Source organism: Roseovarius aestuarii, assembly GCF_019966515.1.
In the GTDB taxonomy this organism is placed as follows: domain Bacteria; phylum Pseudomonadota; class Alphaproteobacteria; order Rhodobacterales; family Rhodobacteraceae; genus Roseovarius; species Roseovarius aestuarii.
Genome location: NZ_JAIMIB010000007.1, coordinates 25957 through 49159, shown reverse-complemented (window position 1 = coordinate 49159; position 23203 = coordinate 25957). Strand labels below are relative to the sequence as shown.

General features: G+C 59.8%; 21 protein-coding genes and 1 pseudogene. 6 read left to right on the top strand and 16 right to left on the bottom strand.

Translation table 11 applies throughout. The features are described 5' to 3' along the window. Nucleotides 1–61: 61 nt before the first annotated feature. A complete protein-coding gene (locus LC334_RS10365) occupies nucleotides 62–649 on the top strand; it encodes a riboflavin synthase (RefSeq protein WP_085800604.1) in 588 nt (195 codons plus the stop codon). A gap of 1 nt (nucleotide 650) precedes the next feature. Here LC334_RS10365 and LC334_RS10360 read toward each other — a convergent pair whose 3' ends face one another. The 7 genes from LC334_RS10360 to LC334_RS10330 form a co-directional block, all read right to left on the bottom strand. Further along, entirely contained in the window at nucleotides 651–1751 is a 1101-nt protein-coding gene (locus LC334_RS10360) for a phosphatase PAP2 family protein (protein ID WP_085800555.1), read from the bottom strand. A gap of 249 nt (nucleotides 1752–2000) precedes the next feature. Beyond that, nucleotides 2001–2870: a DUF2189 domain-containing protein gene (locus LC334_RS10355; RefSeq protein WP_085800556.1), complete on the bottom strand. Its 870-nt coding sequence runs from the start codon at nucleotides 2868–2870 to the stop codon at nucleotides 2001–2003. Between the two features lie 204 nt (nucleotides 2871–3074). Continuing rightward, a complete protein-coding gene (locus LC334_RS10350; RefSeq protein WP_085800557.1) occupies nucleotides 3075–3725 on the bottom strand; it encodes a DUF3726 domain-containing protein in 651 nt (216 codons plus the stop codon). After that, on the bottom strand, nucleotides 3722–5419 hold the full coding sequence (locus tag LC334_RS10345) for a hypothetical protein (RefSeq protein WP_085800558.1): 1698 nt from the start codon (nucleotides 5417–5419) through the stop codon (nucleotides 3722–3724). The genes LC334_RS10350 and LC334_RS10345 overlap by 4 nt, the downstream gene beginning before the upstream one ends. 43 nt (nucleotides 5420–5462) lie before the next feature. Beyond that, nucleotides 5463–6449 (bottom strand): membrane dipeptidase, encoded by a 987-nt coding sequence (locus LC334_RS10340; protein WP_085800559.1) that lies wholly within the window; start codon nucleotides 6447–6449, stop codon nucleotides 5463–5465. Beyond that, nucleotides 6446–7897, bottom strand: coding sequence for an aldehyde dehydrogenase family protein (locus LC334_RS10335; RefSeq protein ID WP_085800560.1), 1452 nt, complete (start codon nucleotides 7895–7897; stop codon nucleotides 6446–6448). The genes LC334_RS10340 and LC334_RS10335 overlap by 4 nt, the downstream gene beginning before the upstream one ends. Before the next feature lie 119 nt (nucleotides 7898–8016). Next, the gene (locus LC334_RS10330) at nucleotides 8017–8880 is read right to left on the bottom strand and encodes a LysR family transcriptional regulator (protein ID WP_223412947.1); all 864 of its coding nucleotides are present in this window, start codon (nucleotides 8878–8880) and stop codon (nucleotides 8017–8019) included. Between the two features lie 176 nt (nucleotides 8881–9056). On the opposite strand from LC334_RS10330, the gene LC334_RS10325 reads away from it, so the two are divergent. Continuing rightward, a complete protein-coding gene (locus LC334_RS10325) occupies nucleotides 9057–10070 on the top strand; it encodes an SDR family NAD(P)-dependent oxidoreductase (protein ID WP_085800562.1) in 1014 nt (337 codons plus the stop codon). 159 nt (nucleotides 10071–10229) lie between these two features. On the opposite strand, the gene LC334_RS10320 is transcribed toward LC334_RS10325, so the two are convergent. The 5 genes from LC334_RS10320 to LC334_RS10300 all read right to left on the bottom strand — a co-directional run bounded on the left by LC334_RS10320 (nucleotide 10230) and on the right by LC334_RS10300 (nucleotide 14104). Next, nucleotides 10230–10769: an adenine phosphoribosyltransferase gene (locus tag LC334_RS10320; RefSeq protein ID WP_085800605.1), complete on the bottom strand. Its 540-nt coding sequence runs from the start codon at nucleotides 10767–10769 to the stop codon at nucleotides 10230–10232. Between the two features lie 64 nt (nucleotides 10770–10833). Beyond that, entirely contained in the window at nucleotides 10834–11307 is a 474-nt protein-coding gene (locus LC334_RS10315; protein WP_085800563.1) for a DUF2269 family protein, read from the bottom strand. 1 nt (nucleotide 11308) lies between these two features. Beyond that, on the bottom strand, nucleotides 11309–12592 hold the full coding sequence (locus LC334_RS10310; RefSeq protein ID WP_085800564.1) for an SDR family oxidoreductase: 1284 nt from the start codon (nucleotides 12590–12592) through the stop codon (nucleotides 11309–11311). Continuing rightward, the gene (locus tag LC334_RS10305; protein ID WP_085800565.1) at nucleotides 12589–13215 is read right to left on the bottom strand and encodes a LysE family translocator; all 627 of its coding nucleotides are present in this window, start codon (nucleotides 13213–13215) and stop codon (nucleotides 12589–12591) included. The genes LC334_RS10310 and LC334_RS10305 overlap by 4 nt, the downstream gene beginning before the upstream one ends. 1 nt (nucleotide 13216) lies before the next feature. Continuing rightward, the gene (locus LC334_RS10300) at nucleotides 13217–14104 is read right to left on the bottom strand and encodes an S-methyl-5'-thioadenosine phosphorylase (RefSeq protein WP_085800566.1); all 888 of its coding nucleotides are present in this window, start codon (nucleotides 14102–14104) and stop codon (nucleotides 13217–13219) included. A gap of 251 nt (nucleotides 14105–14355) precedes the next feature. Between LC334_RS10300 and LC334_RS10295 the strand changes: the two genes are divergently transcribed. Further along, entirely contained in the window at nucleotides 14356–15984 is a 1629-nt protein-coding gene (locus LC334_RS10295) for a SulP family inorganic anion transporter (RefSeq protein ID WP_085800567.1), read from the top strand. Between the two features lie 304 nt (nucleotides 15985–16288). Here LC334_RS10295 and LC334_RS10290 read toward each other — a convergent pair whose 3' ends face one another. Then, on the bottom strand, nucleotides 16289–16894 hold the full coding sequence (locus tag LC334_RS10290; RefSeq protein WP_085800568.1) for a flavin reductase family protein: 606 nt from the start codon (nucleotides 16892–16894) through the stop codon (nucleotides 16289–16291). A 79-nt stretch (nucleotides 16895–16973) separates the two neighbouring features. On the opposite strand from LC334_RS10290, the gene LC334_RS10285 reads away from it, so the two are divergent. The 3 genes from LC334_RS10285 to LC334_RS10275 all read left to right on the top strand — a co-directional run bounded on the left by LC334_RS10285 (nucleotide 16974) and on the right by LC334_RS10275 (nucleotide 18807). Continuing rightward, nucleotides 16974–17459 carry a GNAT family N-acetyltransferase gene (locus tag LC334_RS10285; protein ID WP_085800569.1) on the top strand — a complete coding sequence of 162 codons (486 nt, stop codon included), beginning with the start codon at nucleotides 16974–16976 and terminating at the stop codon, nucleotides 17457–17459. 31 nt (nucleotides 17460–17490) lie between these two features. After that, nucleotides 17491–18261 carry an EcsC family protein gene (locus LC334_RS10280; protein WP_085800570.1) on the top strand — a complete coding sequence of 257 codons (771 nt, stop codon included), beginning with the start codon at nucleotides 17491–17493 and terminating at the stop codon, nucleotides 18259–18261. Between the two features lie 198 nt (nucleotides 18262–18459). Continuing rightward, entirely contained in the window at nucleotides 18460–18807 is a 348-nt protein-coding gene (locus LC334_RS10275) for a cupin domain-containing protein (RefSeq protein ID WP_217809111.1), read from the top strand. Between the two features lie 12 nt (nucleotides 18808–18819). Here the strand turns inward: LC334_RS10275 and ptsP are convergent, their stop codons facing one another. From ptsP to LC334_RS10260, 3 genes and pseudogenes are all read right to left on the bottom strand, one after another. Continuing rightward, nucleotides 18820–21063 (bottom strand): phosphoenolpyruvate--protein phosphotransferase, encoded by a 2244-nt coding sequence (gene ptsP / locus LC334_RS10270; protein WP_085800572.1) that lies wholly within the window; start codon nucleotides 21061–21063, stop codon nucleotides 18820–18822. Between the two features lie 157 nt (nucleotides 21064–21220). Next, entirely contained in the window at nucleotides 21221–22459 is a 1239-nt protein-coding gene (locus LC334_RS10265; protein ID WP_085800573.1) for an aspartate kinase, read from the bottom strand. A gap of 82 nt (nucleotides 22460–22541) precedes the next feature. Further along, a pseudogene (locus tag LC334_RS10260) lies at nucleotides 22542–23185 on the bottom strand (SDR family oxidoreductase). Nucleotides 23186–23203: the final 18 nt, after the last annotated feature.

The window sequence follows — 23203 nt, the reverse complement described above, 5'->3', positions numbered from 1 at the left end:
TGGGATAACCTTGATGTGGCAATACGTCAGGGCTGTGGCCAAAATACAATCGGAGGCAACCATGTTTACGGGTATCATCACCGATGTCGGCAGCGTTCGCGCACTGACCAAGCGCGGCGATCTGCGTGCGCGTATCACCACCGGCTATGTGACCGACAGCATTGATATCGGCGCGTCTATTGCCTGTGACGGTGTCTGTCTGACCGTGGTAGCGCTGGGCGATGACTGGTTTGACGTCGATGTGTCGGCCGAAACCATATCCAAAACCAATCTCGACAGTTGGGCTGAGGGTAGGCGCATCAATCTGGAACGCGCCCTCAAGGTTGGCGATGAACTGGGCGGACATATCGTTTCGGGCCATGTGGATGGGCTGGCCGAGGTTGTGTCCGTGACCGATGAGGGCGACAGCACCCGCGTCACGTTACGGGCGCCGCAGCCATTGTCGCGTTTCATTGCCCCCAAGGGGTCAGTTGCACTGAACGGCACCTCGCTTACAGTAAATGATGTCGAGGGGTGCGATTTTGACATCAACTTCATCCCACATACCAAGCAGGTGACCACCTGGGGCGATGTTGGCGTGGGCGATAAGGTCAACCTTGAGATCGACACGTTGGCGCGTTACGTCGCACGGCTGGCCGACACTGCCTGATCTAGCCCTGAGCCGTATGGTCCATTCGCTGCTGAACCTTTGCCAGCCACTTGGCGGCGTACCAGCACGCTATCGCCACAATCAGGCCCACATAGCCGTCGATAGCATAATGCCAACCAAGATGCACCGAGCTGAGCTGGATGATCACGGCGAAGACAACCATCATCCAGCCGAAGATTTTCCGATACTGGAAGGCCTGAAAGGCAATCAGCCAAGCGAGCGCCAGATGCATGCTGGGCATCGCTGAAATCCCCTTGAGATCGCCGTCATTCTGATATCCGTCAAGCAGTGTAGCCTGCAATTCCAGGGCAGTCAGATGGATGCGTTGACCGATCTCGCGCAGTGCTTCGGTCTGCGGAATGAAATCATCGCCGAACCCGAAAGCGTCATAGTAAACCGGGCCGACGGACGAAAAGATCGTGGCAAGCAAAGAGCCGCCAACCATCCAGCAGAGGAAAAACGCATAGAGGAACGTGTTGCGGCGCTGCGGGTCCTCCTTGTCCATGCAGGCGGTGAAGGCAAAGAAGTATATCAGCGCAAACCAAAGGCTATAGGCGCCATCGGCCAGTTTTGTCATCAGCGGGTTGCCGAATAGCGGATCCAGCAGCACGTATGGATCAGAGCCACCGTGCATCACGCGGTCCAGTTCCGCGAACGCGGGGTCCCATGAAAACGGGTTGAGCAGCGGGATGCAATCCTTGACGAAGGTGAAAGTTGCGGCAAAGACGATGATGCTGGCAAAGGCGATCAGGCCGCCGAAAATTCTTTCGTGGTCCTGGATCATGCAGTCCCGCAGATCTGCGACAAGCCAGGTAATCGGCCGGTCGGGCCTGACGTTCAGGACCATATTCCCAAACCGCCAAACCACCATTGAAATCAGGAAAACCGGGGCTAACGCGCCAATCATCCAGAGCACGATCTCTGGCCTGAGCGTGTCCATGGGTTCCGAAAGCACGATGCCGATTATCGACGCCGCCGCGAGGTAGGACAGCAGCAAACCAAGCAGAATCCTGTGTTTGCCAAGAAGTTGAGAAAATCGCTGCTTGCGGGCCGCGGCAATCTGACTGCCGTCACATGAAACGTCTGTACTCTGCAATGTCATGACGAACTTACCCCGGAAATCTGAAAGCTGACTAGCGGGGGAGTTTGGCGTGACATTGACTGCAAAAAGTCAATAATTTGACGGCCCGTGGAGGGTTTGCACCTGATATCATCATCTTTTTTCCTGTCGGCGGTGGATCAAATTCGGCGACATTACGCAAGTCGTTGCGCCGATATTGGATGATAATATCGTTTAGGATTAGTTTCTTATCGTGGCTTTTCCCGAGATGGGTTGTGGTTCATCAATGATCTATCGCTCGGTCACGCGCGGCACTGCCGCACGATATAAATGCCAGGTGGCATGGCTCAGGATCGGCAGCACCACGATCAGCCCCAGAAAGAACGGGAGTGATCCCAATGCCATCAACACGGCCACGATCAGCCCCCATTTGGCTATCGTCACCGGGTTTTGCCGCGCCACCTTGACCGAGGTCGCAACTGCGACGGGGATGCCTGCGCGCCGGTCGATCAGCATGGGAAACGAAATGACGCTGATCACCAACACGATGGCGGCAAAAACAAATCCGACGCCCATGCCAATCATGATCATCATCCAGCCGGCGCTGGTGGTCAGTACGTCAATTGCGAAAGCCCCCACGGACGCAGGCGGTTCGGGCCCCAGTGTGAAACCATATATCATCATAGCGGCCATGATCCACAGCACGAACATCGCCAGCAGGTATACGCCGAGCGTCATGACCGGCCCGACAATATGCGCCCTGAGGGCCTGCAATCCTGCGCCCCAGCCAACCTCTTCGCCTGCTTCTCGCCTGCGGCTCATTTCATAAAGCCCGATTCCAGCGACCGGGCCCAGCAGCGCGAACCCAGCGGCGAGCGGAAAGAGCAGCGGCAGCAATGCCAGATCAGACGAGACCACCACGAGACAGATGCCGATGATCGGATAGATTGCCACCAGAAACATCACGTCGCTGCGGAACGTCTTGAAATCGTCCACGCCCTTGCGCAGCGCGTCGCGTATGTCGGTCTCGGTGATCGTTCGTGTCGGGGGCGGGGTGGTTTCCTCACTGCCCAAAGCCTCGGCCACCGCGCCCACCGTGCGACCAGTGCCAAACACCGCATCTGCGGCCCAGGTCAGGGGATTTCCGATCGTTTTTACCATGATTTCCTCCTGTATCTTCCGCGCAGGAGGACGTTATTCGCCCATCCTGGGCTCATATCAGTCAGGGCAGCCGTACTTGAAGCGTCGGCCGCTACGACCAACAGTTTAGCAGATTTCGGCGCGTCAGGGTGTCACTATTTGGCGATACGTGATGAGCGGCCCGTAATTTGTTGAAAAGTATATGATATCTGTATCATAACCTGTTCAATCATTATCGGTCAGGCCCGCGCCGGCGCCAGCAAGGCGGCTTTCCGGTGTATCAGGCGCATAGGTCCGATGGGCGAATTTTCCAAGCGTTCCGGCGATATCCTCGGGGATTTCCGCGCGATCGGACCGGGGATGTGGCGTGGTAACCTGCATGGTGCTGGCCTGAATGCGAACCGCATCGGTCTGCTCGGCCCGGCAGGTGCTGTCCTCGGAAAATTCAACCCGTCCGTCGGGGGTCAGTGTGGCGCTTGTTCCCGCCCAGGAAATTTCGATGGGCTGGTCCGCTAGCCGGGCTGCCCCGGCGACGAAAGGCAGGATCAGCATCGGAAAGGAGGTGGCCCCCAGAGCGATGCCACGGCCATCTGCGATATCCGCCGCGCGGTCGCAGATCGCAGCACCGCTGATCAAGGGGCAAAGCTGTCCCTCTCGGGCAGACCAGGTGCTGCCAACTTCCGTCGGGCAGAGGGCGTCGTAAGCCGCGCCGTCATTGCGCGTCAGCAGGCCTGCCAGCATTTCGGGGCCGGGCAGCCCGGCTGACGCCAGCCATCGGACGGCTTTGCCCGCATCTTCGGCCAGGCCCCAGCTGAGCCCCGAGCCGCGCGCCGCCTTGCGCGCCAACCCGTCCACTTCGTTCAATGACCAGGTCATGCGGATTGTCCCGGAAGGTAAGGATAGGTCCAGCCATCCGCGTTGCCGCTGGCCAGTTCATGCGGGAAGGGCGCGTGCTGGAACATATTTATGCGCACCCACCGGTCCGATCGCGGATCGAAATGACAGGCACCGAAAAACGACAGCTTGGCACGCAACAGATCTATTGGCATGACCGTTGAGCTGATCGTGTTATCGCGGATTTCGGCATAGGGATGGCTGGCGGCGATCTGGGCCCGGCGCACCACGTGGCGGTGTTCGGGGTGGCGCAGCAGAAAGGCGGCAATCGGACCCTCTTCGAAATTTTTAAGATCGCTGTACATGCGCGCTGCGTCGCGACCGGGGCAGAGCGGCTGTTCATAGGGCTCGATCGGCTCGTCGAACCGTTCGCCCATGCGCGGTTCAAGTTTCTCTTCCGAGACATACCAGACCCGCGCCTGTGCTTCGCGGCTGGTCCAGTCGATATCCAGCGCCCAGTCGTACAGATCTTCAATCAGCGCTTTGAGGTCAGATACGCGCATGGAGCCGTCGATCTGGTAAAACTGTGTTTCATCTGCGGACATGCAAGAGCTTAACCCATCGACCAGATCGCCATAGGGTTCCATCAGCAATGACGCTAGCTGTTCCTGCCCTTCGAGTGACAACGCTGTTTCGGACCAGTGCCACAGGCGATCCCACGGGCGGTTGCTGATCAGATCGGCGGTTTCAAGGTGGGCGGCCAGGGCGTCCATATCGGCACGCAGATGCTTCAGCTTTTCAACCTGTACCGGGTGTTCCGACGTCCAGTAGTCGGAATGCAGATCCGCGCGGGCGGCGATATCTCGAAAGGCATGTGCCTCATCCTCACTCGCAACCGGCAAAGAGCGGATGCGCGACAGCGCCTCTTCGCGGGCGTGTATCCAGTTGCTGATCAGGGCAGGGTGGTTGAGAAGGAACGGCGCCATGCCCAGCCCGGTCGAGTTGCCGATGCCGAAACGGCGGCGCAGTGCCGGGTCCAGCGGCACCGCAATATCGGGCGCGCGCAGCCTGGCCATGTGTTCAACCAGGTCCATGACAAAGGCGCGGGTCAGAAAGACCGACAGCATTTCAATCTGGAACGGCCCCTGGCATTCGGGCCGGTGCGCCGATTGCTCGCGATCAGCCGCGCCGAACTTACCTGATCCGTAAACTGCCGTGGTGCGCATCAGGTAACCTACCGCTTCGATCTTCTCCAACTCGGGCTGGTTGCCGCTGGCAAGCTGGCCAACGACGTAATCCCATAGCCGGACAGACCGGTTTGCCCGCGACAGGGACAGTTCCTTCTCGCTGACCCGGCCCGCTTCCTGCTTGGGGACGTTTCGGGACAACCGGTCGACGTCATCCTCGGTCGGGATACCGTCAAACAGGGTAAAGGTGGCATCCCACTCGGTCGCGATGACCCGATCCGAGCGTTTTTCCGGCGGCAGATCGTTTGCGAAGGCGACCAGCGAGTAGCTGCGTTCGGGACCGTGGGCAGTATAGACGGCCCGGCCAACGCCGTGTTCGTCGATGTCGAACTTTCGCTGTTCGAACGTCCAGTTTTCGGATTTCAGACGCCGCAGCAACACCCGCATGAACGACAACCGGGACTGGTGGAATGATCCAAGCCGGGCCAACCGCATAACCACATTGGGGTCACGAAGGGCGATGGTGCGGTCTGGGTTGGGTTCATGCATGGTCGTCCTCCTCATCGATGGGGTTTATGTAGGGCGGTTGGGGTCAGATGGTCTTTTCCGGTGTGAAATTCTCGTCGTAGAAGCGCAGCCAGTTATCGCCCATCACGCCGGCAATCTCGTTCTCGCTGAATCCGATCTTGCGCAGGCCGTTTTGGATATTGCCGAAATCGCGGTTGTCCCTGAACCAGTCGGGCTGTGGCGGGAAGCCCGGCGCGCTGGCTGATCCCTCGCCATAGTCGATTTCCTTGGACCAGCGACCCACGCGCATCCATTCCACGATGCTGTCGGGTTGATCCTGACACAGATCAGAGCCGATACCAAAATGTTCGGCCCCGAAGGTTTCGGCCGCGCGGGCGATCATCTCGCAGAAACTCTCGAGAGTGCAGTCGGACTTGTCCTTGAGGTGATGGGGATACATCGAGAACCCCATCATGCCGCCGTTTTCGACCACCGCGCGGACCACATCATCGCGTTTGTTGCGTAACGCGGGCTGCCAGGAATGCAGGTTGGCATGGGTGATCGCAATCGGGCGTTCCGAGATGTCCGCCGCCTCGATGGTCGAGCGATCCGCCGAATGGCTCATGTCCACCACAAGGCCCACACGGTTCATCTCTTTGATGACCTGTTTGCCCATCCGGGTAATGCCGGGATCTTCGGCCTCGTAACAACCGGTCGCCAGCAGCGACTGGTTGTTATAGGTCAGCTGCATAAAGCGTGCGCCGAGCTTATGTACGATCTCGACCAGACCGATATCGTCTTCGATCGGGGCGGGATTCTGGAAGCCAAAGAAGATCGCGGTGCGCCCGGTTTCACGGGCGCGACGAACATCACCGCCCCATTCCCCGTGAAAGATCAGATCGGGGAACTGCTCGAACCAGCGGTTCCATTTTTCGAAATTCAGAACCGTTTCGCGGAAATTCTCGTGATACGAGATGGTGACGTGAACCGCGTCCACGCCGCCCTCGCGCATCTCGCGAAAGATCTTTTCCGACCAGTTCGCATATTGCAGATTGTCGATCACGTAGGTCATTCGGGTGTTCCGGCCGCGATGTAGGCGGTTTTGACCGTGGTGTAGAATTCGGCCGCCGCTTTACCCTGCTCTCGTGGTCCGTATGAGCTGTCGCCCCGGCCACCGAACGGCACGTGATAGTCTGTGCCCGCGGTTGGCAGGTTGACGGTGACAACACCGGTGCGGGCGTTGCGGCGGAAATGCGTCGCGCGCGCCAGGCTTTTGGTCACGATGCCCGAGGTCAGGCCGAAATTGGTGTCGTTGACGGTGGCAAGTGCCTCGTCATACGAGCCGACCTTGATCACCGATGTCAGTGGCGCAAACATCTCTTCGCGGTTGATGCGCATATCATTGGTGGTGTTCAGGAACACACCGGGCGACATATAGTAACCTTCGTGAGGCATATCGAGACGCACGCCGCCGCAGGCCAGCTCGGCGCCTTCGGATTTGCCCAGATCGGCATAGGCGAGGTTTTCATTGAGCTGCTGTTCGCTGACAACCGGGCCCATAGCGATGCCTTCTTCCAGATAATGGCCCACTTTCATGGCCTGCGCACCGGCAACCAGTTTTTCGACAAACGCATCATGCACACCCGCGTGCACGATCAGGCGCGACGAGGCGGTGCATTTCTGCCCTGAGCCGCCAAAGGCGCCGCCCAGAGCCAGCGAAACCGCCAGATCAAGATCGGCGTCATCCATCACCGCCAAGGCGTTCTTGGAGCCCATTTCGGCCTGGATCTTGGTAAAATTCTGAACGGCGGCCATCGCGATGCCCCGGCCAACCGGTACAGAGCCGGTGAACGAGATTGCGTTGATCTTGGGGCTTTCAACCAGACGCTGGCCCACATCACGGCCCGCACCCATCACCAGGTTGAAAAGCCCGGCGGGAATGTCTTGGCGGCTGATGATCTCGGTCAGGGCGACTGCGGACGCAGGGGTTATGTTGGCCGGTTTCCAGATCACGGCGTTGCCGTAGCAAAGCGCCGGGGCAATCTTCCAGCTGGCGGTGGCGGTGGGGAAGTTCCAGGGGCTGATGATTGCGACGGTGCCGACGGGTTCGCGGCGCACATCGACCTCGATGTTCGGGCGCACGCTGTCAGCGTTTTCGCCCAGCTGGCGCAGGCATTCGGCGGCATAATAGGTAAAGAACTGACCGGCGCGGTACACCTCGCCCTTGCCTTCGGCCAAGGGCTTACCTTCTTCGCGGCTCAGGAGCGTGCCTAGCTCTTCGGCGCGGGCCATCATTTCGTTGCCAATCGCGTTCAGTACGGCCTGCTTGCGCTCCATGCCATAGGCAGCCCATTCCTTTTGGGCTGTGGCGGCGGCATCGAGTGCTTGCTCCAACTGATCGCCGCTTGCCTGCGCGTAGACACCGATCAGATCACTCAGGTCAGAAGGATTCCGGTTTTCAACCTCGCCGGTGCCAGCGACCCACTGTCCTGCGATGAAATTGTGCTGAGTTTGGCCCATTGGCTGTTTCCTTTTTGATTCGACGTGTCTGGCAACAAAAAAATCTGCGCCGAACTACGCCACACTCTGTTGATTCAGGCAAACGTAAACTTATTAACTTAAATACAGGAAAATTGAATTTACCCGTGATTGATCGAAATCGGCGCTCGGCGGATTGCATTTGCTAATGCCTGCGCTGCCGGTGGCAGCATATGTCCCGTCGGAGTTACCATCCAGACCTCGCGCCGGGCCGAGCAGTCGGACAGTGGCAGGAATTTGAGGTCAAGAAATTCCGGCAGCACCGCGAGTTCCGGCAGGATCGTAATACCCACGCCCGAACGCACCAGGCTGAGGATCGACGCGGTATTCGGCACCATCAGCTGCGAGCTTTCGAGTATCGGGGCAAAATCATCGTCATGGATGCCGTAGCAAAGCCCGTTGGCGATGAAATTGATGCCTTCCAGATCGGCCCAGCTAAGCTCGGACCAGTTTTGCGCTAGTGGGTGGTTGACGGGGCAGACAACGCCGAACCTGTCGGAAAAGATAAGGTGGCGATCAAAGCCGGGCATGTGGCGCAACGTGGCCATGCCGATATCTGCGCGTTCCGATGTCAGCTCGCGCTGCACCGTCGCGCTGTCGGCATCGCGCATGTCGATCCGGACGCCCGGGTGCTTTTCCAGGAACTCCTTGAGAATACCCGGCAGAATGGCTTGCGCGACGGACGGTGTTACCGCCAGGCGGACATGGCCCAGCTCCGCGCGCGCCAGGCCTTCAATGGCGGCGACGGTCCGGTCAAAATGCTCCAGTTCACGCCGGGCCTCGGTCAGGACCATTTCACCAAGCGGGGTCATGCGTGATTTGCGGGCGCTTTCAAACAGCGGCGCGCCGACGTGATCCTCGAACTGGCGCAGCATCATCGACACCGCAGAGGGCGTCCGCCCCAGCGCCTGCGCCGCCTCTGCCAGGCTGCCGTGATCGGCAACCGTGCGAAAACAACGAAGCATTTCAGTCTTGATTGCCAATTTCAGGTCACCTTAATTTTTTTGGATTTTAAAAAGTATATCTTAACAGCATGGACGAAGCTGTCAATTGGCTTTGGAGCGTTCGCAGGGCGTCAAGAAGGTTGTTCCGGCAGCTATCTGCGGCTATCGCTTTGCCAGATAACAAGGAAGTGGCCACCATGACGCGTGTTTTCATTACCGGTACCGCTGGCTTTATTGGTTTTCACCTTGCCCGCTTGCTTCTGGACGAAGGGTTTACTGTCCACGGGTACGACGGAATGACCGATTACTATGATGTCACGCTCAAGCAGCGCCGCCATCAGGTATTGCATCAGAAACCTGGGTTTGCCGCGACCGAGGCCCTGTTGGAAGACGAGGCCACCATGAACCGGGTGGTTGATGATTTTGCGCCGGACATCATCATCCACCTCGCGGCCCAGGCCGGTGTGCGCTACTCGCTTGAAGAGCCGCGCGATTATGTTCAGGCAAATGTTGTCGGGACCTTCAACGTGATGGAGGCGGCACGGCGCCACAAGGTACAGCATTTGCTGATGGCTTCCACCTCGTCGATATACGGCGCCAATACCCGGATGCCCTACGGCGAAACGGACAAGGCGGATCTGCAGATGACAATCTATGCCGCTACGAAAAAAGCGGCCGAGGCGATGGGGCATTCCTATGCGCATTTGTGGGATATCCCGACGACAATGTTTCGGTTCTTCACCGTCTACGGCCCCTGGGGGCGACCGGATATGGCGCTGTTCAAATTCGTGAACGCCATGCTCGATGGCAAGCCCGTGGACATCTACAATCATGGCGAGATGTATCGCGACTTTACCTATGTCGACGATCTGGTGCGGGGCATTCGCCTGCTGATGGATGCGGTGCCGGTCCGGCCCCAGACCGCTGAGGAGATACCGGACTGGGACAGCCTGTCACCGGTGGCACCCTACCGGATCGTCAATATCGGCAATTCGGACAAGGTACGCCTGCTGGATTTTGTGGATGCGATCGAGGCAGAGCTGGGTGTGACGGCCAAGCGGAATTACATGGACATGCAAAAGGGCGAAGTGATCGCCACATGGGCGGATGCGCGGCTGCTGAAAGAGCTGACAGGCTATGCCCCCAAAACCGATGTGCGCGAGGGCATAGCGCATTTCGTCGACTGGTTCAGGGATTATTATCAGAAGTGATATGCTGGAAACGGCGCCCCGCGAGGAGGGGGGAAGCGGGGCACCGAAACCGATCATAAGTGATCGATGCAAGCAATGCCGTATCTAACCGGCCCCTTTGGTTTTAGGCGGTGAGCGTTACCAAAAACCTAAGAAATATCAGGCCGGTTGGCAGATAAGCTAGGCGCCTTCGAAATCGCAGAGCACATGCACATCCATACCAAGCGCTTCGATCCGTTTGCGCCCCCCCAGATCAGGCAGGTCGATGATGAAGGCGCAGCCGACGATTTCACCCCCAAGGCGTTCGATCAGTCCGATCCCGGCTTCGGCTGTGCCCCCGGTTGCCAGCAAATCATCGATCAGCAGAATTTTTTCGCCTGCTTCGATGGCGTCGTCATGTACCTCAACCACGGCTTCGCCATATTCCAGGTGATAATCCTGACTGATCACCGTTCCGGGTAGTTTGCCTTTCTTGCGAATGGGTACAAAACCCACGCTCAATTGATGCGCTATGGCGCCGCCAAGGATGAAGCCCCGGGCCTCCAACCCAACGACCTTGTCGATCTGAACACCGGCATAAGGATGCAACATCTGGTCAATCGCCATCCGAAACCCGCGCGGATCGGCAAACAGCGTCGTGACATCGCGAAACATGATCCCCTCATGGGGGAAATCAACAATTGTACGAATGTAATCTTTGACCGATTTGCTTTGTGCCATCATGCGTCCCCATGTGTTGTCCGATAAAGGTTTCGCCCAAACCGGGCGTTCGCGCAAGAGGTCCCTACCAGAGGACAGGTTTCGCAATCATGAGCCAGAAGATCGCAACCATCGATCCGAAGGCCGGCCATCCAAGCGCGAACCACATTCGGTAGAGCCGATCAATGGCCTCGGGCAATGCGCCGCCGCGGGCCAGGGCGTCTTGCGCAAGGTTGCGGATGCGGATTTGCATATGCACCACCGGCGCCCAGCAGGCAAAGGCCATGATGTAAAGGCCATAGCTGGCCACCAACCAGGGCTCCCAAAGTGAATAACCAGTCAAATGTACAAGCCAGAGGCCGGTGATCGGCTGGATAATACCGGCGGGTGTCGTGAACACCCAATCGGCCACGACCACGCCCGACGACACCGAGTGGATGGTTTCAACCCGTCCCGTCCGCATCGCCCAGACCATCTGAAACGCGGTGCCCATACCGGTGCCAAAGAGCACGGTCGAGCTGAGGATATGCAGCCATTTTGCGATCAGATAGGGATCCATCCTAGCGTTCATCCTCAAGGATTGCCTGTACGGCGATCAGCGCCAGTAGCGGGATGTTCTTGAGTAACCCGCCAAGCGGCAGTAGCCAAAGGGCGGGGGCGAGCCACGAGAACGCGAGGGTATACCCGGCGATCGTGGCGACCTGAACCCACGCCACCATCCGGGGCCGCCAGCCACGCAGCAGGGCCAGAGCGATGCCAAGATCGACCATGCCGCCAAGACGCGCGAGCCAGATCAATGTGGTATCATCGAACGCGCTGTCGGCCACCAGCGGCAGAAACTGCGCGGCAGGCAGCATCAGACCGATCGCGCCCGAGGCCAGCCATAGAAAGGCCAGAACCAGTCGCAGCAAGGGGCGCATGAGGTAAATCCTCGCATGCCACAAATCCTGCGTCCCTGCCGGGCGCGCGGCGAGGATGTCGGAAAACCCGCGCGGCTGAACCGGCAAGGCCCGAAGCGCGGCATCCGGACGTGCCAGGACGCTGGTCTCAAGCTGCGTCACGGCGGTTGACGAGATCGGCCCAAGGCGCATGAGATCGCCGATACGCGCGATCCCGCTCACCAGCCGTAACGGCAGTTTCAGCAGCGGTGCCTGACCCAGTCCAAGCCAGTTCCGGAGCTTTCGCAGCATGTCCGCAAGAGTCACCTCTTCCGGGCCGCCAACCTCACGCGGGCCGGGGGGCGGCGGGTGTTGCAACAGATGATGGATTAGGTCGGTCAGGTCGCCCGCATGGATCGGGTTGAACACCTGCTGACCCTTGCCGACGACCGGTGTAAGCAACGGTAGTGCTGCCAGCGCGCGCAGCAGGGACGAGCCGCCATATGAGGTATCGCCCAGCACAAGACCCGGACGCAGGATAGTTAGGCCGTAATCGGTGGCAACCTCTTCTCCGGCACGTCGAAAGATGGCGAAATCGGTGTTGGCGTCATCAATACCAACGGCCGAAATCAACAGCCCGGCGGCGCTGTCGGGCAACGCCTGATAAAGCGCTTTTGGGGCCGTGACGTGTACTGCTTCGCACACAATGTCAGAGGCGCTGAGCACGCCCGCCGCATTGACCAGATGGGTAACGCCGGACAGGTGCGGCCGCCAGAATTCCGGGTCCGCCGTGCGGGGCGCTGTCAGGTCGGCTTTCAGCGTTTCAAATCCCATGCGGGACAGCCGTTTCGTGCGCCGGGCCGAGGCGATGACCTTCCAGCCGTGATTGCGCAGGCCATAGGCAAGGTGGCGCCCGATAAATCCATCCGCCCCAAGGATAAGAACGGTGCCGGGCGTCCCGCTCATGACGTACGGCGCAGTGTGGCGGTCATCAGCCCCATGCCGATCAGGGCCGCCCCGCCGCTGCGGGTCAGCCAGGTGATTACGTTCGGGCGCCTGATTGTCATCCGCAGCCTGTCCGCCAGCAGGGCGAAGGCCAGGGCGTTCAGCGCCGCCAGACCCACGAAAGTCGCGATAAGAATGGCGAATTGTGGGGCCAGCGGTGCGTTGACGGATACGAATTGCGGAACAAAAGCGATGAAGAACGCGATTGATTTCGGGTTGAGCGCGGTGACCATCGCCGTGTGACCCAGCACTTTGCGCGGGGTGGTATCAGCGGTGGCGACCGCATCAAGCCCCTCGGACCGTGGTGCGCGTAAGAGCTTTATACCCATCCAGATCAGATAGAGCGCACCGATCCACTTGAGCGCGGTAAACAGCGTGGCGGATGTCAGAACCAATGCGCCCAGACCCAGAAGCGAGGCGGTCATTGCGATGAAATCGCCCAGGGCAACACCCACGGCACTGGCCAGCGCCACCCGGCGCCCCTGGCTCAGCGCATAGCTGAGCACCAATAGCACCGTTGGCCCGGGGATCATCAGGAGTGCGGTTGAGGCCGCGACAAAAGCCAGCCAAAGCTCTATGGGCATATCACGCCCCCTGCGCGGCAAGCACACGACCCGCCACGGCATCAAGTTTTGCCACCAGCGCCGGATCGCGGGCCTCGGGCGCGGTCAGCATCGCAAAATCAAGCGCCCGGTCGCATCCATGCGGGCAGGGCGCACGTTCGCCGCCAAGTAGGTCGGGCAGACGCGCGACCATGTTGCGGGCCTTGTCGGCATTGCCGGTCAGCGTGGCGATGATCTGGGTCACATCGACCGCGCCATGGTCGGGATGCCAGCTGTCGTAATCGGTGATCATCGCGACCGAGGCATAACAAAGCTCTGCCTCGCGGGCGAGCTTTGCCTCTGGCATGTTGGTCATGCCGATTACATCGCAGCCCCAGACCTCGCGATACATTTTTGATTCCGCCAGGGTCGAGAATTGCGGCCCTTCCATGGCCAGGTAAGTGCCGTCCCGATGCACGGTGACGCCGGCCTCACGCGCGGCTGTCTCGCAAGCGTCCCCAAGGCGTCGGCAGGTCGGATGGGCGACGCTGACATGGGCCACGCAGCCCGTGCCGAAAAAGGATTTCTCGCGGGCGAATGTCCGGTCGATGAACTGATCAACGATGACGAAATCCCCCGGCGCCAGCTCCTCGCGGAAGGACCCGCAGGCCGAAACGCTGATCACATCAGTGACACCCAGACGTTTGAGCGCATCGATATTGGCGCGGTAGGGAACCGTGGTCGGCGAATGCACATGGCCACGCCCATGCCGGGGTAGAAAGGCCATCTGCGTGCCACCCAGTGTCCCGGTCAGGATGGCGTCAGACGGCGCGCCCCAGGGACTGTCCTGCTGAACCCATTCAGCCCCTTCCAAACCGTCTATGTCATAAACGCCAGAGCCGCCGATGATGCCGATCATTGTCTGTGCCATTTTCTATCCACTTGTCAGTCTGTTGCCGGGTCATTCATAGCAGGTGGGCAGGTGAAGGGAATAGAAAGAGAGCGTACGCCAGAACCGCTCCGACGATCCGCCTGGACACATTCGTGGCCAGCCTGCCACTCGCGAATAGCACTGGTGCTTTTTAACAGGGTGAAGTATCAGCCGCACAGCGCGCAGCCCCCAAAACAGGACGTTTTTCCTTGAAACACGCAATTCTGGCAGCTTTTGCCAATAAAATCTCTATGCCCGATCTGCGGATCATGGAAGATGAGGCGTTGAGCGTCGGGCGCGTGCGGATAGAACTCTTGGCGGGTCTGACCGTTGCCCTAGCTCTGGTGCCCGAGGCGGTGGCCTTTGCCTTTGTCGCGGGCGTGCATCCGCTGGTGGGGCTTTATGCGGCGTTTCTGGTCGGGCTTATTACCGCGCTGATCGGCGGGCGGCCGGGCATGATTTCTGGCGCGACCGGCGCATTGGCGGTGGTCATGGTGGCATTGGTGGCGCAGCACGGGGTTGAATACCTTTTTGCGACGGTCGTACTTATGGGCGTCTTGCAGATCATCGCCGGGGCGCTGAAATGGGGCAAGTTCATCCGGCTGGTGCCGCACCCGGTAATGCTGGGCTTTGTCAACGGGCTGGCCATCGTGATCTTTCTGGCGCAGCTGGGGCAGTTCAAGGTGCCAGGCAGCATGGAAAATACCGGTCATGGCATGGGCGGCGGCGAATGGCTGTCGGGGATTGAGCTTTATACGATGCTGGGGCTGGTGGCGCTGACAATGGCGATCATCTGGGGAATGCCGCGCCTGACCCGCGTAATCCCCGCGCCGCTGGCCGGGATCGGCGTTGTCGCCGGGCTGGTGATTGCCTTCGGGATCGACGTGCCGCGGGTGGGCGATCTGGCCTCGATCCAGGGTGGGCTGCCCTCGTTTCATAACCCGTTTGGCGAGGGTGTCGGCCTTTATGGTACGCCCCTTGCGCCGTTGAATTGGGAGACGTTCGAGATCATCCTGCCCTATGCGGTGATCCTTGCGGCCATTGGTCTGATCGAAAGCCTGCTGACGCTGAACCTTGTCGGGGAAATGACTGGCAGGCGTGGCGGGGCCAGCCAGGAGTGTATCGCGCAGGGGCTTTCCAACACGGTCACCGGTTTTTTTGGCGGCATGGGGGGCTGTGCGATGATCGGCCAGTCGATGATCAACGTGAAGTCCGGTGGGCGTACGCGGATCGCGGGGCTGATGGCGGCGATTTTTTTGCTGGTGTTTATCCTCTTCGCGGCGCCGCTGATTGAAAAGATCCCGCTGGCGGCGCTGGTTGGTGTGATGTTCATGGTGGTGATCGGGACTTTTGCGTGGAACTCGCTCACGATCCTGCGCAAAGTGCCGCTGACTGATGCGGCGGTTATCGTGCTGGTGACCGTTGTTACCGTGAAATACGACCTCGCAATCGCTGTTGTGGTTGGTGTGATCGTGTCGGCTCTGACCTATGCCTGGAACAACGCCACGCGCATCCACGCGATAGAGCGCGAGTCGGTGACCGAAACCGGCGCGAAGGTTTACGAAATCCAGGGGCCGCTGTTTTTTGGCTCTGCCGAAGGTTTTGCCGAGCTTTTCGATGTGGCGGGCGACCCTGACACGGTAATCGTTGATTTCGCCGGAAGCCGGGTAGTGGACCAATCCGCCTTGCAGGCGATCGAAGCGATCGCGCTGAAATACGAGGCAGCAGGGAAGCGCATTATGCTGCGCCATCTCAGCCCGGATTGCCACCAGTTGCTGACCAAGGCCGGGCATCTGATGGTCGATAGCGATGATGACCCGGATTATGCTCTGGCCGTGGATTACGGGGTGCGTACGGGTATCCTGGGTGCCGGTCACTAATGCGGGTCGAAGGGATGCAATCCTGTCGATTATGGCCTGAAGCCGCCGTTCAATCTTAGTCCCCGCGCGGAATCAAGGCCCGTAGGGCCGCCGCGCGATCGCCAGACCGCCCGCAAGGGCTGGCGATTTGGAGGGCTGGGCGTGACGCTCGGAAGTTCTTCGGATTTGGCTGGGATAAAGCGCATCCAACATCCGTCGGATTGCCACCCCGCGGTCTGGCAATCGCGCGGCTCAGTACTTCAAAGGCGCAAGGTCCGTTCAGGGCCAAGTCCTGACAATTGCTACTCAAACAAGCTTTTTCAGATCACTCGCCGGGTCGTGAAATGCTGAACACCTCGCGGACGGTGGAATAATCCTTGTATCCCAATCGTGCGAGCGGGTTGAAGCGGGTGACGTCAAACATCCCGTCCACCACGCAATCGTCGCGCAGATGCACGCCGGTGACCTCTCCGAAAGCCACGAAATTAGCGGCGCCGGGGAGTTGTACGATCTGGGTCAGCCTACATTCCAACGACGCCGGCGCCGCCGCCACACGGGCGCAGCCGATGGTGGCGCATTCCGCCCTGTCGATGCCGGCATCAGCGAATTCATCAATCTCGCGCCCCCATGGCCCCGAGCTTTGGTTCATCACGTCGCGCATCGCGTATTCTACGATATTCACGCAGAAAACTTCAGTCTCACGAATGTTGGCCATGCTGTCCTTGGTGTCGTCACGATCCGGTTTGGCGCTGGTCGAGGCAAACATCACCTGTGGCGGCTCGTAGGCCACGGCGTTGAAAAAGGAATAGGGCGCCAGATTGTCCGTGCCATCCGCGCCGCGTGTCGAGATCCAGCCAATGGGGCGCGGTGTCACCACGGCGTTGAACGGATTATGGGGCAGGCCGTGGCCGTCCTCGGGTTTGTAGAACATGTGCGCCTCGCATAGCTGTTTGAACCAGACCTAGCGCCGTGCTAGGCGCTGTGCCACCAGAATTCGCAAGGCAATAAGCGTGTTAGTACTGCGGCCCGAGGAAAAAGACGATTGGTGGGAGGTAGAGGCGCTTTACGACCTTTGCTTCGCGCCGGGGCGTGAGGCGCTTTCCTCCTACCGCTTGCGCGACGATATCGACCCGGTCGCCGGATTGAGCCTTGTGGCGCGCGACCCCGAAGGGATTCTGGGCGGCGCTATCCGGTTCTGGCCGGTTCTTATTGCGGACCATCGGGCGCTGTTGCTGGGGCCGGTCGCTGTGCATCCCACGCGGCAGGGTGAGGGACTTGGCGGATCGCTGATCCGTGAAAGCCTGTACCGGGCGGAAAAAAGCGGGTGGGAGAGGGTCATGCTGGTGGGCGATGCGCCATATTACCAACGCTTTGGATTTAGTCGGCTGGAGGGGGTCGAGATGCCGCCACCCACCAATCCCGACCGTGTTCTGGGGGTTGACCTGACGCCAGGTGCCTGGGCGGGCGTCACCGGAAAAGTCACGCGCAGCGCTTGAAACATAAGGGTAAAACACCGATGTTTCAGAGATGGAAGTCTTGGACATAACGCTGACCGACACGGATATCGACAAGCGGCTTGAAGATCTGGCAAAGCGCCACGCCGCCGCCGGGAATGTCGGTATTCAAATCCTCAATGTCATGGGGGGGCAGGCCGAGGGGCTGTTGGACAGGCTGCCGACCGGCATCCGTGACCGGCTGGGCGATGGTGCCGAACAGGCGCTGAAGCTGGCAATGTCGGCGGCGCAACGCTCGCGTGGTGTTGTTGGTGAGCAACCCGGCTGGCTGACACGCGCGGTGACCACCGCGATGGGGGCCGCAGGCGGATTTGGTGGATTGCCAAGCGCCATGGCCGAACTGCCGGTGACCACGACGATCCTCTTGCGGGCGATACAGGATGTTGCTGTTGAAAACGGTTTTGACCCGGAAGAACAAGGGGTCATGTTCGACTGCATTCAGGTGCTGGCCGCGGCCGGCCCACTGGACCATGACGACGGATCGGATATTGCCTTTTTGAGCACGAGGCTGGCGGTCACAGGCGCGACCCTTCAGGCCCTGATTGCTCGTGTCGCCCCACGCCTTGCCACCGTTCTGGGGCAGAAGCTGGCAGCGCAGACCGTGCCCGTATTGGGGGCGGCTGCCGGAGCGGCGACCAACTATGCCTATACCAGCTACTACCAGCAGATGGCGCAGGTGCACTTTGGCCTGAGACGGCTTGTGACTGAAGCCGACCGGGATCATGCCGAATTGCTGGAGAATTTCCGGCAGCGCGTGGCCCGACATCCGCTGCACCGGGCCTGATCCCTGTTCGGGATCGTCCTCAACTGACTGTTTAGCAATAAAATTATTGAGATTATCGTAGCGGCACCGGCGCTTCGAATGGGCAGAGTTGCCGCGTTTTTGTAATCGCGCCTGACGCATTCGCGCAGCTATTCCTGGCTGTGGCTAACTAAGCTGGACCTATTCAACAGATGACGAAGGGAGATTTTGATGCCGGCAATGAAACATATTTCAGGCGATGTTCTGGGTGAAAAACTACCCAACATGGCCGAGTTGGGGCCGCACGCATTTCTGGATGATTTCGCGACATCGGATGATGCCGAAAAGCCGATGACGGCAGGGTTGTTCCGGTTGGAAGCGGGCGAGGCGGTGACCTATGACTATACCTATCACGAGTTCAAATTGATCATCGACGGCGAATTCCACGTCACCGATGACACGGGCCAAACCGTCACGGCGACCAAGGGCGATCTGTTCTATTTCCCCAAAGGCAGCGTGATCACGTTCAGCTCACCCAGCTACGGCGTGGGGTACTTCTGTGGACAGCGCGGGGAAGGCGAAGCCTGATCAGCGTCGTCCTTAAAGCTTGCCTTTGAGGTATTTCATCACCATCTGGCGTACTGATTGGTGGCCTTCGTCCCGGGCCTCGTGAATGACCGTGCGCAGATCGACAAGGTCGATGCGCCGCAGTATGGATTTGACCGGGCCGATCGAGGCCGGACGCATCGACAGGCCGCGCAGGCCGATGGCGGCGAAACAGGCGGCTTCGACCGGGCGCCCCGCGTCTTCGCCGCAAAATGATAGCGGCGTGCGGGTGGCATCACAGCGCGCGACAATGTTTTCCAGAAAACTGAGGAAGCTGACATTGAGCGTGTCATAGCGCCGCCGGACGCGTTCATTTTCACGGTCTGCTGCAAAGAAGAACTGCTTGAGGTCGTTACCGCCGATGGAGAGAAAATCGACCTCCTGATAAAATCGGTGCGGCGCGAAGGCGAGCGATGGGGTTTCCAGCATCGCACCTACCTCAAGCTTCGAAGGAATTGGATGCCCCAGAATACGCTCGCGTTCTAAGGCTTTCTCCATTTCCGCGCGGGCGGATCGGAATTCTTCGCGCTGTGCCACAAACGGGAACATCACGCTTAGCGGGCGCCCTGCTGCGGCCCGGATCAGCGCCTGCAACTGCATCCGCATGACGCCGGGCTTATCCAGTCCGACGCGAATGGCGCGCCAGCCCATGGCCGGGTTTGGCTCGTCCGTGGCGGTCATGTAGGGCAATACCTTGTCCGAGCCGATATCGAGCGTGCGGAAAATCACGCGCTTGTCCCCGGCGGCATTCATGACCTGCGCGTATATCTCGGACAGTTCGGCCCGTCTGGGCATGCGGCTGCGGACCAGAAACTGCAATTCGGTCCGAAAGAGGCCCACGCCCTCGGCGCCCGAACTTTCAAGGCTGGGCAGATCGGCCATGAGGCCCGCATTCATCGTCAGATGTATTCTGGTGCCGCAGAGAGTTTCTGCGGGCTTGTCACGGATCGAGACATAGCGGTCCTGCGCCTGCGCCTGCATCGCCATCTTGTCGCGAAACGCGGCGGCGACCGTCTCATCGGGGCGCAGGTGCACGATGCCCTGATCGCCATCAACCAGGACCATATCGCCATTCAGCGCCTCGGTGGTGATCCGGTCGGCGTGGATCACCAGCGGGATGGCAAGGGCGCGGGCCACGATCGCTGCGTGAGAGCCGACGGAGCCCTCTTCCAGCACGATGCCTTTCAGCTTGCGGCCATAATCCAGCAACTCCGCCGGGCCGATATTGCGCGCGATCAGGATCGGGTCATCAGGCATTTCGGCCCCGGTCTCACCCCCCTGACCGGTGAGAATGCGCAGCAAGCGGTTGCTGAGGTCGTCGAGGTCATGCAAACGCTCGCGCAGATAGGCGTCGTTGACCTGCACCATGCGTGCGCGGGCGGCGGACTGTTCTTTTTCGACGGCGGCTTCAGCCGAGAGGCCGCGCGAAATGTCTTCTTCCATCCGCCGCATCCAGCCCTTGGAATTGGCGAACATGCGGTACGCTTCCAGAACTTCAAGCTGCTCTTTGTCGCCAGTGGCCGCGCGGCTGAGCATGCGGTCCACGCCGACGCGCAGTTCTTCCACAGCCCCATTCAGGCGTTCCATTTCGCGCTCGGGATCGTCGGCGATAGGATTGGTCACCACGACGCGCGGCTCGTGCAGCCAGACATGACCCTGAGACGCCCCTTCCTGACCGGTGGCACCCCGGAACAACACCGGTTGCTGGTGCCGCGCGGACATCGCGGCTCCTTCGCCGATGAACGCACCCAGTTCGGTCATCTCGGCCAGCACCATCGCGACCACTTCGATGGCATAAACTTCTTCTTCTGAATAATGCCGGGCGGCGCGTGACTGGGCGACCAGCACGCCAAGTTTCTCGCCCAGCCGCTGGATCGGCACGCCAAGGAAGGAGGAATACGCTTCCTCGCCGGTTTCGGCCATGTAACGGAAACCCTTGGTGTTCGGGGCATCATCCGTGTTGATCACGTCGCCGGTGCGGGCCACGCGCCCCACCAGACCTTCGCCCATGCGCATGCGGGTCTGGTGCACGGCTTCGGGGTTCAGGCCCTCGGTCGCGCAGAGCTCAAGCGTATCCTCGTCGCGAAACAGATAGATCGAGCACACCTCAGTATGCATCTCATCAGCGATCAGCTGAGTGATCTGGTCAAGCCGCTGCTGTCCTGCCGCGTCTTCGGCCATGACGTCGCGCAGCCGACGCAGCAACTTGCGGCTGTCTGTCCCTGTTTGAGCCTCCATGCCGGTGCATTACCTCCCTAAAGCACGCGCCAGAGTTATATCCGTACAACTTAGAGCACAGTCCGGGCGTTGGTGAAATGCGATTCTGCCCGGTGTCCGGAGCTTGCGCAGGAAAACGTAGCGGCCCAGGTATTATTTTTGCCTGAAATGCAGTAGGTTAAGCCGCTTTTTCCAGCTCGAACGCATCATGAAGGGCCTGTACCGCAAGCTCAAGATATTTGCGGTCAACCAGTACCGAGATCTTGATCTCGGAGGTGGCGATGACCTTGATGTTGACGCCTTCATCGCTGAGCGTCTTGAACATCTTGGCGGCAACGCCCGACTGGCTGCGCATGCCAATGCCGACGGCGGAAATCTTGGCCACGTCAGTGTCGGCGATCAGGTCGTGATAGTTGATCTCACCGCGGGTCTTGGCATCCTGCAACGCCTTTTCAGCGCGTGTCACCTGATCGGTCGGGCACGAGAAGGTCATGTCGGTCCGGCCTTCCTCGGCAATGTTCTGAATGATCATGTCGACATTCACCCCTGCATCTGAAAGCGGCCCGAAGATGGCGGCGGCGATGCCCGGGCGGTCAGCGACCGACACGAGGGTCATTTTCGCTTCATCGCGGGAATAGGCGATGCCTGAGACAACATTGGATTCCATGATTTCCTCCTCGGCGCAGACCAGCGTGCCTGCGTCATCCGATTGTTCTTCGAAACTGCTGAGCACTCGCAGTTTGACATTATAGCGCATCGCCAGTTCGACCGAGCGGGTTTGCAGCACCTTGGCGCCCAGCGAGGCCAGTTCCAGCATTTCCTCAAACGCGATCTTGTCCAGCTTACGGGCCTTGGACGCTATGCGCGGATCAGTGGTATAAACGCCGTCCACATCGGTGTAGATGTCGCATCGCTCGGCCCCGAATGCGGCGGCGAAAGCCACCGCCGAAGTGTCTGATCCGCCCCGGCCCAGCGTGGTGATCCGGCCTTCGGGCGAAATGCCCTGGAAGCCCGCAACCACAGCCACGCGCATGCCTTCGGCGAACTTGGCGTTGATGTTATCCGTCGGGATCTCTTCGATCCGGGCCGCCGAATGGGCGCTGGTGGTGATCAGCGGCACCTGCCAGCCCTGCCAGCTACGCGCTGGCACATCCATTTCCTGCAAGGTCAGCGCCATCAGCCCGGCGGTCACATTCTCGCCTGAACTCACCACTGCATCATATTCGCGAGCATCATATAGAGGCGAAGTTTCGTTTACATAACCCACCAGCTTGTTGGTCTCGCCGGACATGGCGCTGACGATAACGATCACGTCATAGCCCTTGGCCACCTCGACGCCCACCCGTTTGGCGGCGCGGCGAATGCGGTCGAGCGTGGCAACGGACGTGCCACCGAATTTCATCACGAGAACGGGCATATTGGCGTCCTTGGCGGGTAAGTCGCCGGGGGTTTATGCCGAACCGTCGGTCGAGGCAAGAGGGCAGCGCGTCACAAGGCGGTCAATAGGGGTGATCGCGTCCGTCCCAGGTTTGAAAACAACCGCTGGTCTTCGGCGACAGTGCATCAAAACGCTGCGTCAGGCCGTCTGCGGCTTCATCAACTGAAATATCGGCGGCGCCTCCGCCCATGTCCGTTTGCACCCAGCCGGGGTGATAAATGCCCACGGCGATACCGTCGGATGCCAGATCTATCGCCAGGTTACGCCCCAGGTTAAGTGCCGCCGCTTTAGACGCGCGGTAGATGTAACTGCCGCCCGGCGCGTGGGTGTGGCTGGCCATCATACTGGAAATAATTGCGATTTTGGAATTTCCGGCGGATCGCAGATGAGGCAGTAATGCCTGAACGGTCAAAATACACCGGTCACATTCGCCGCGAAACTCTGCTGCCACATATCTGCAGGAAACCCGGTTTCCAGCTCCTGACCCTTATCCAGATAAACACCGGCGTTGCAAATCAACAGATCAACCGGCCGGTCCGCCAGCCCATTTGCGAATGCGGTCTGCTGTTCCGGGTCTGTAACATCCAGCCGCGCCAGCGCATCACCGCTTCGCGCTGTACCGGTGACCTGGTCCCCGCGCGCGGTGTAACGTGCCGCCAAGGCCTGACCGATACCCCGATTGGCACCGGTGATGACGATGTGCATGTGAAAATTCCCTTGCTA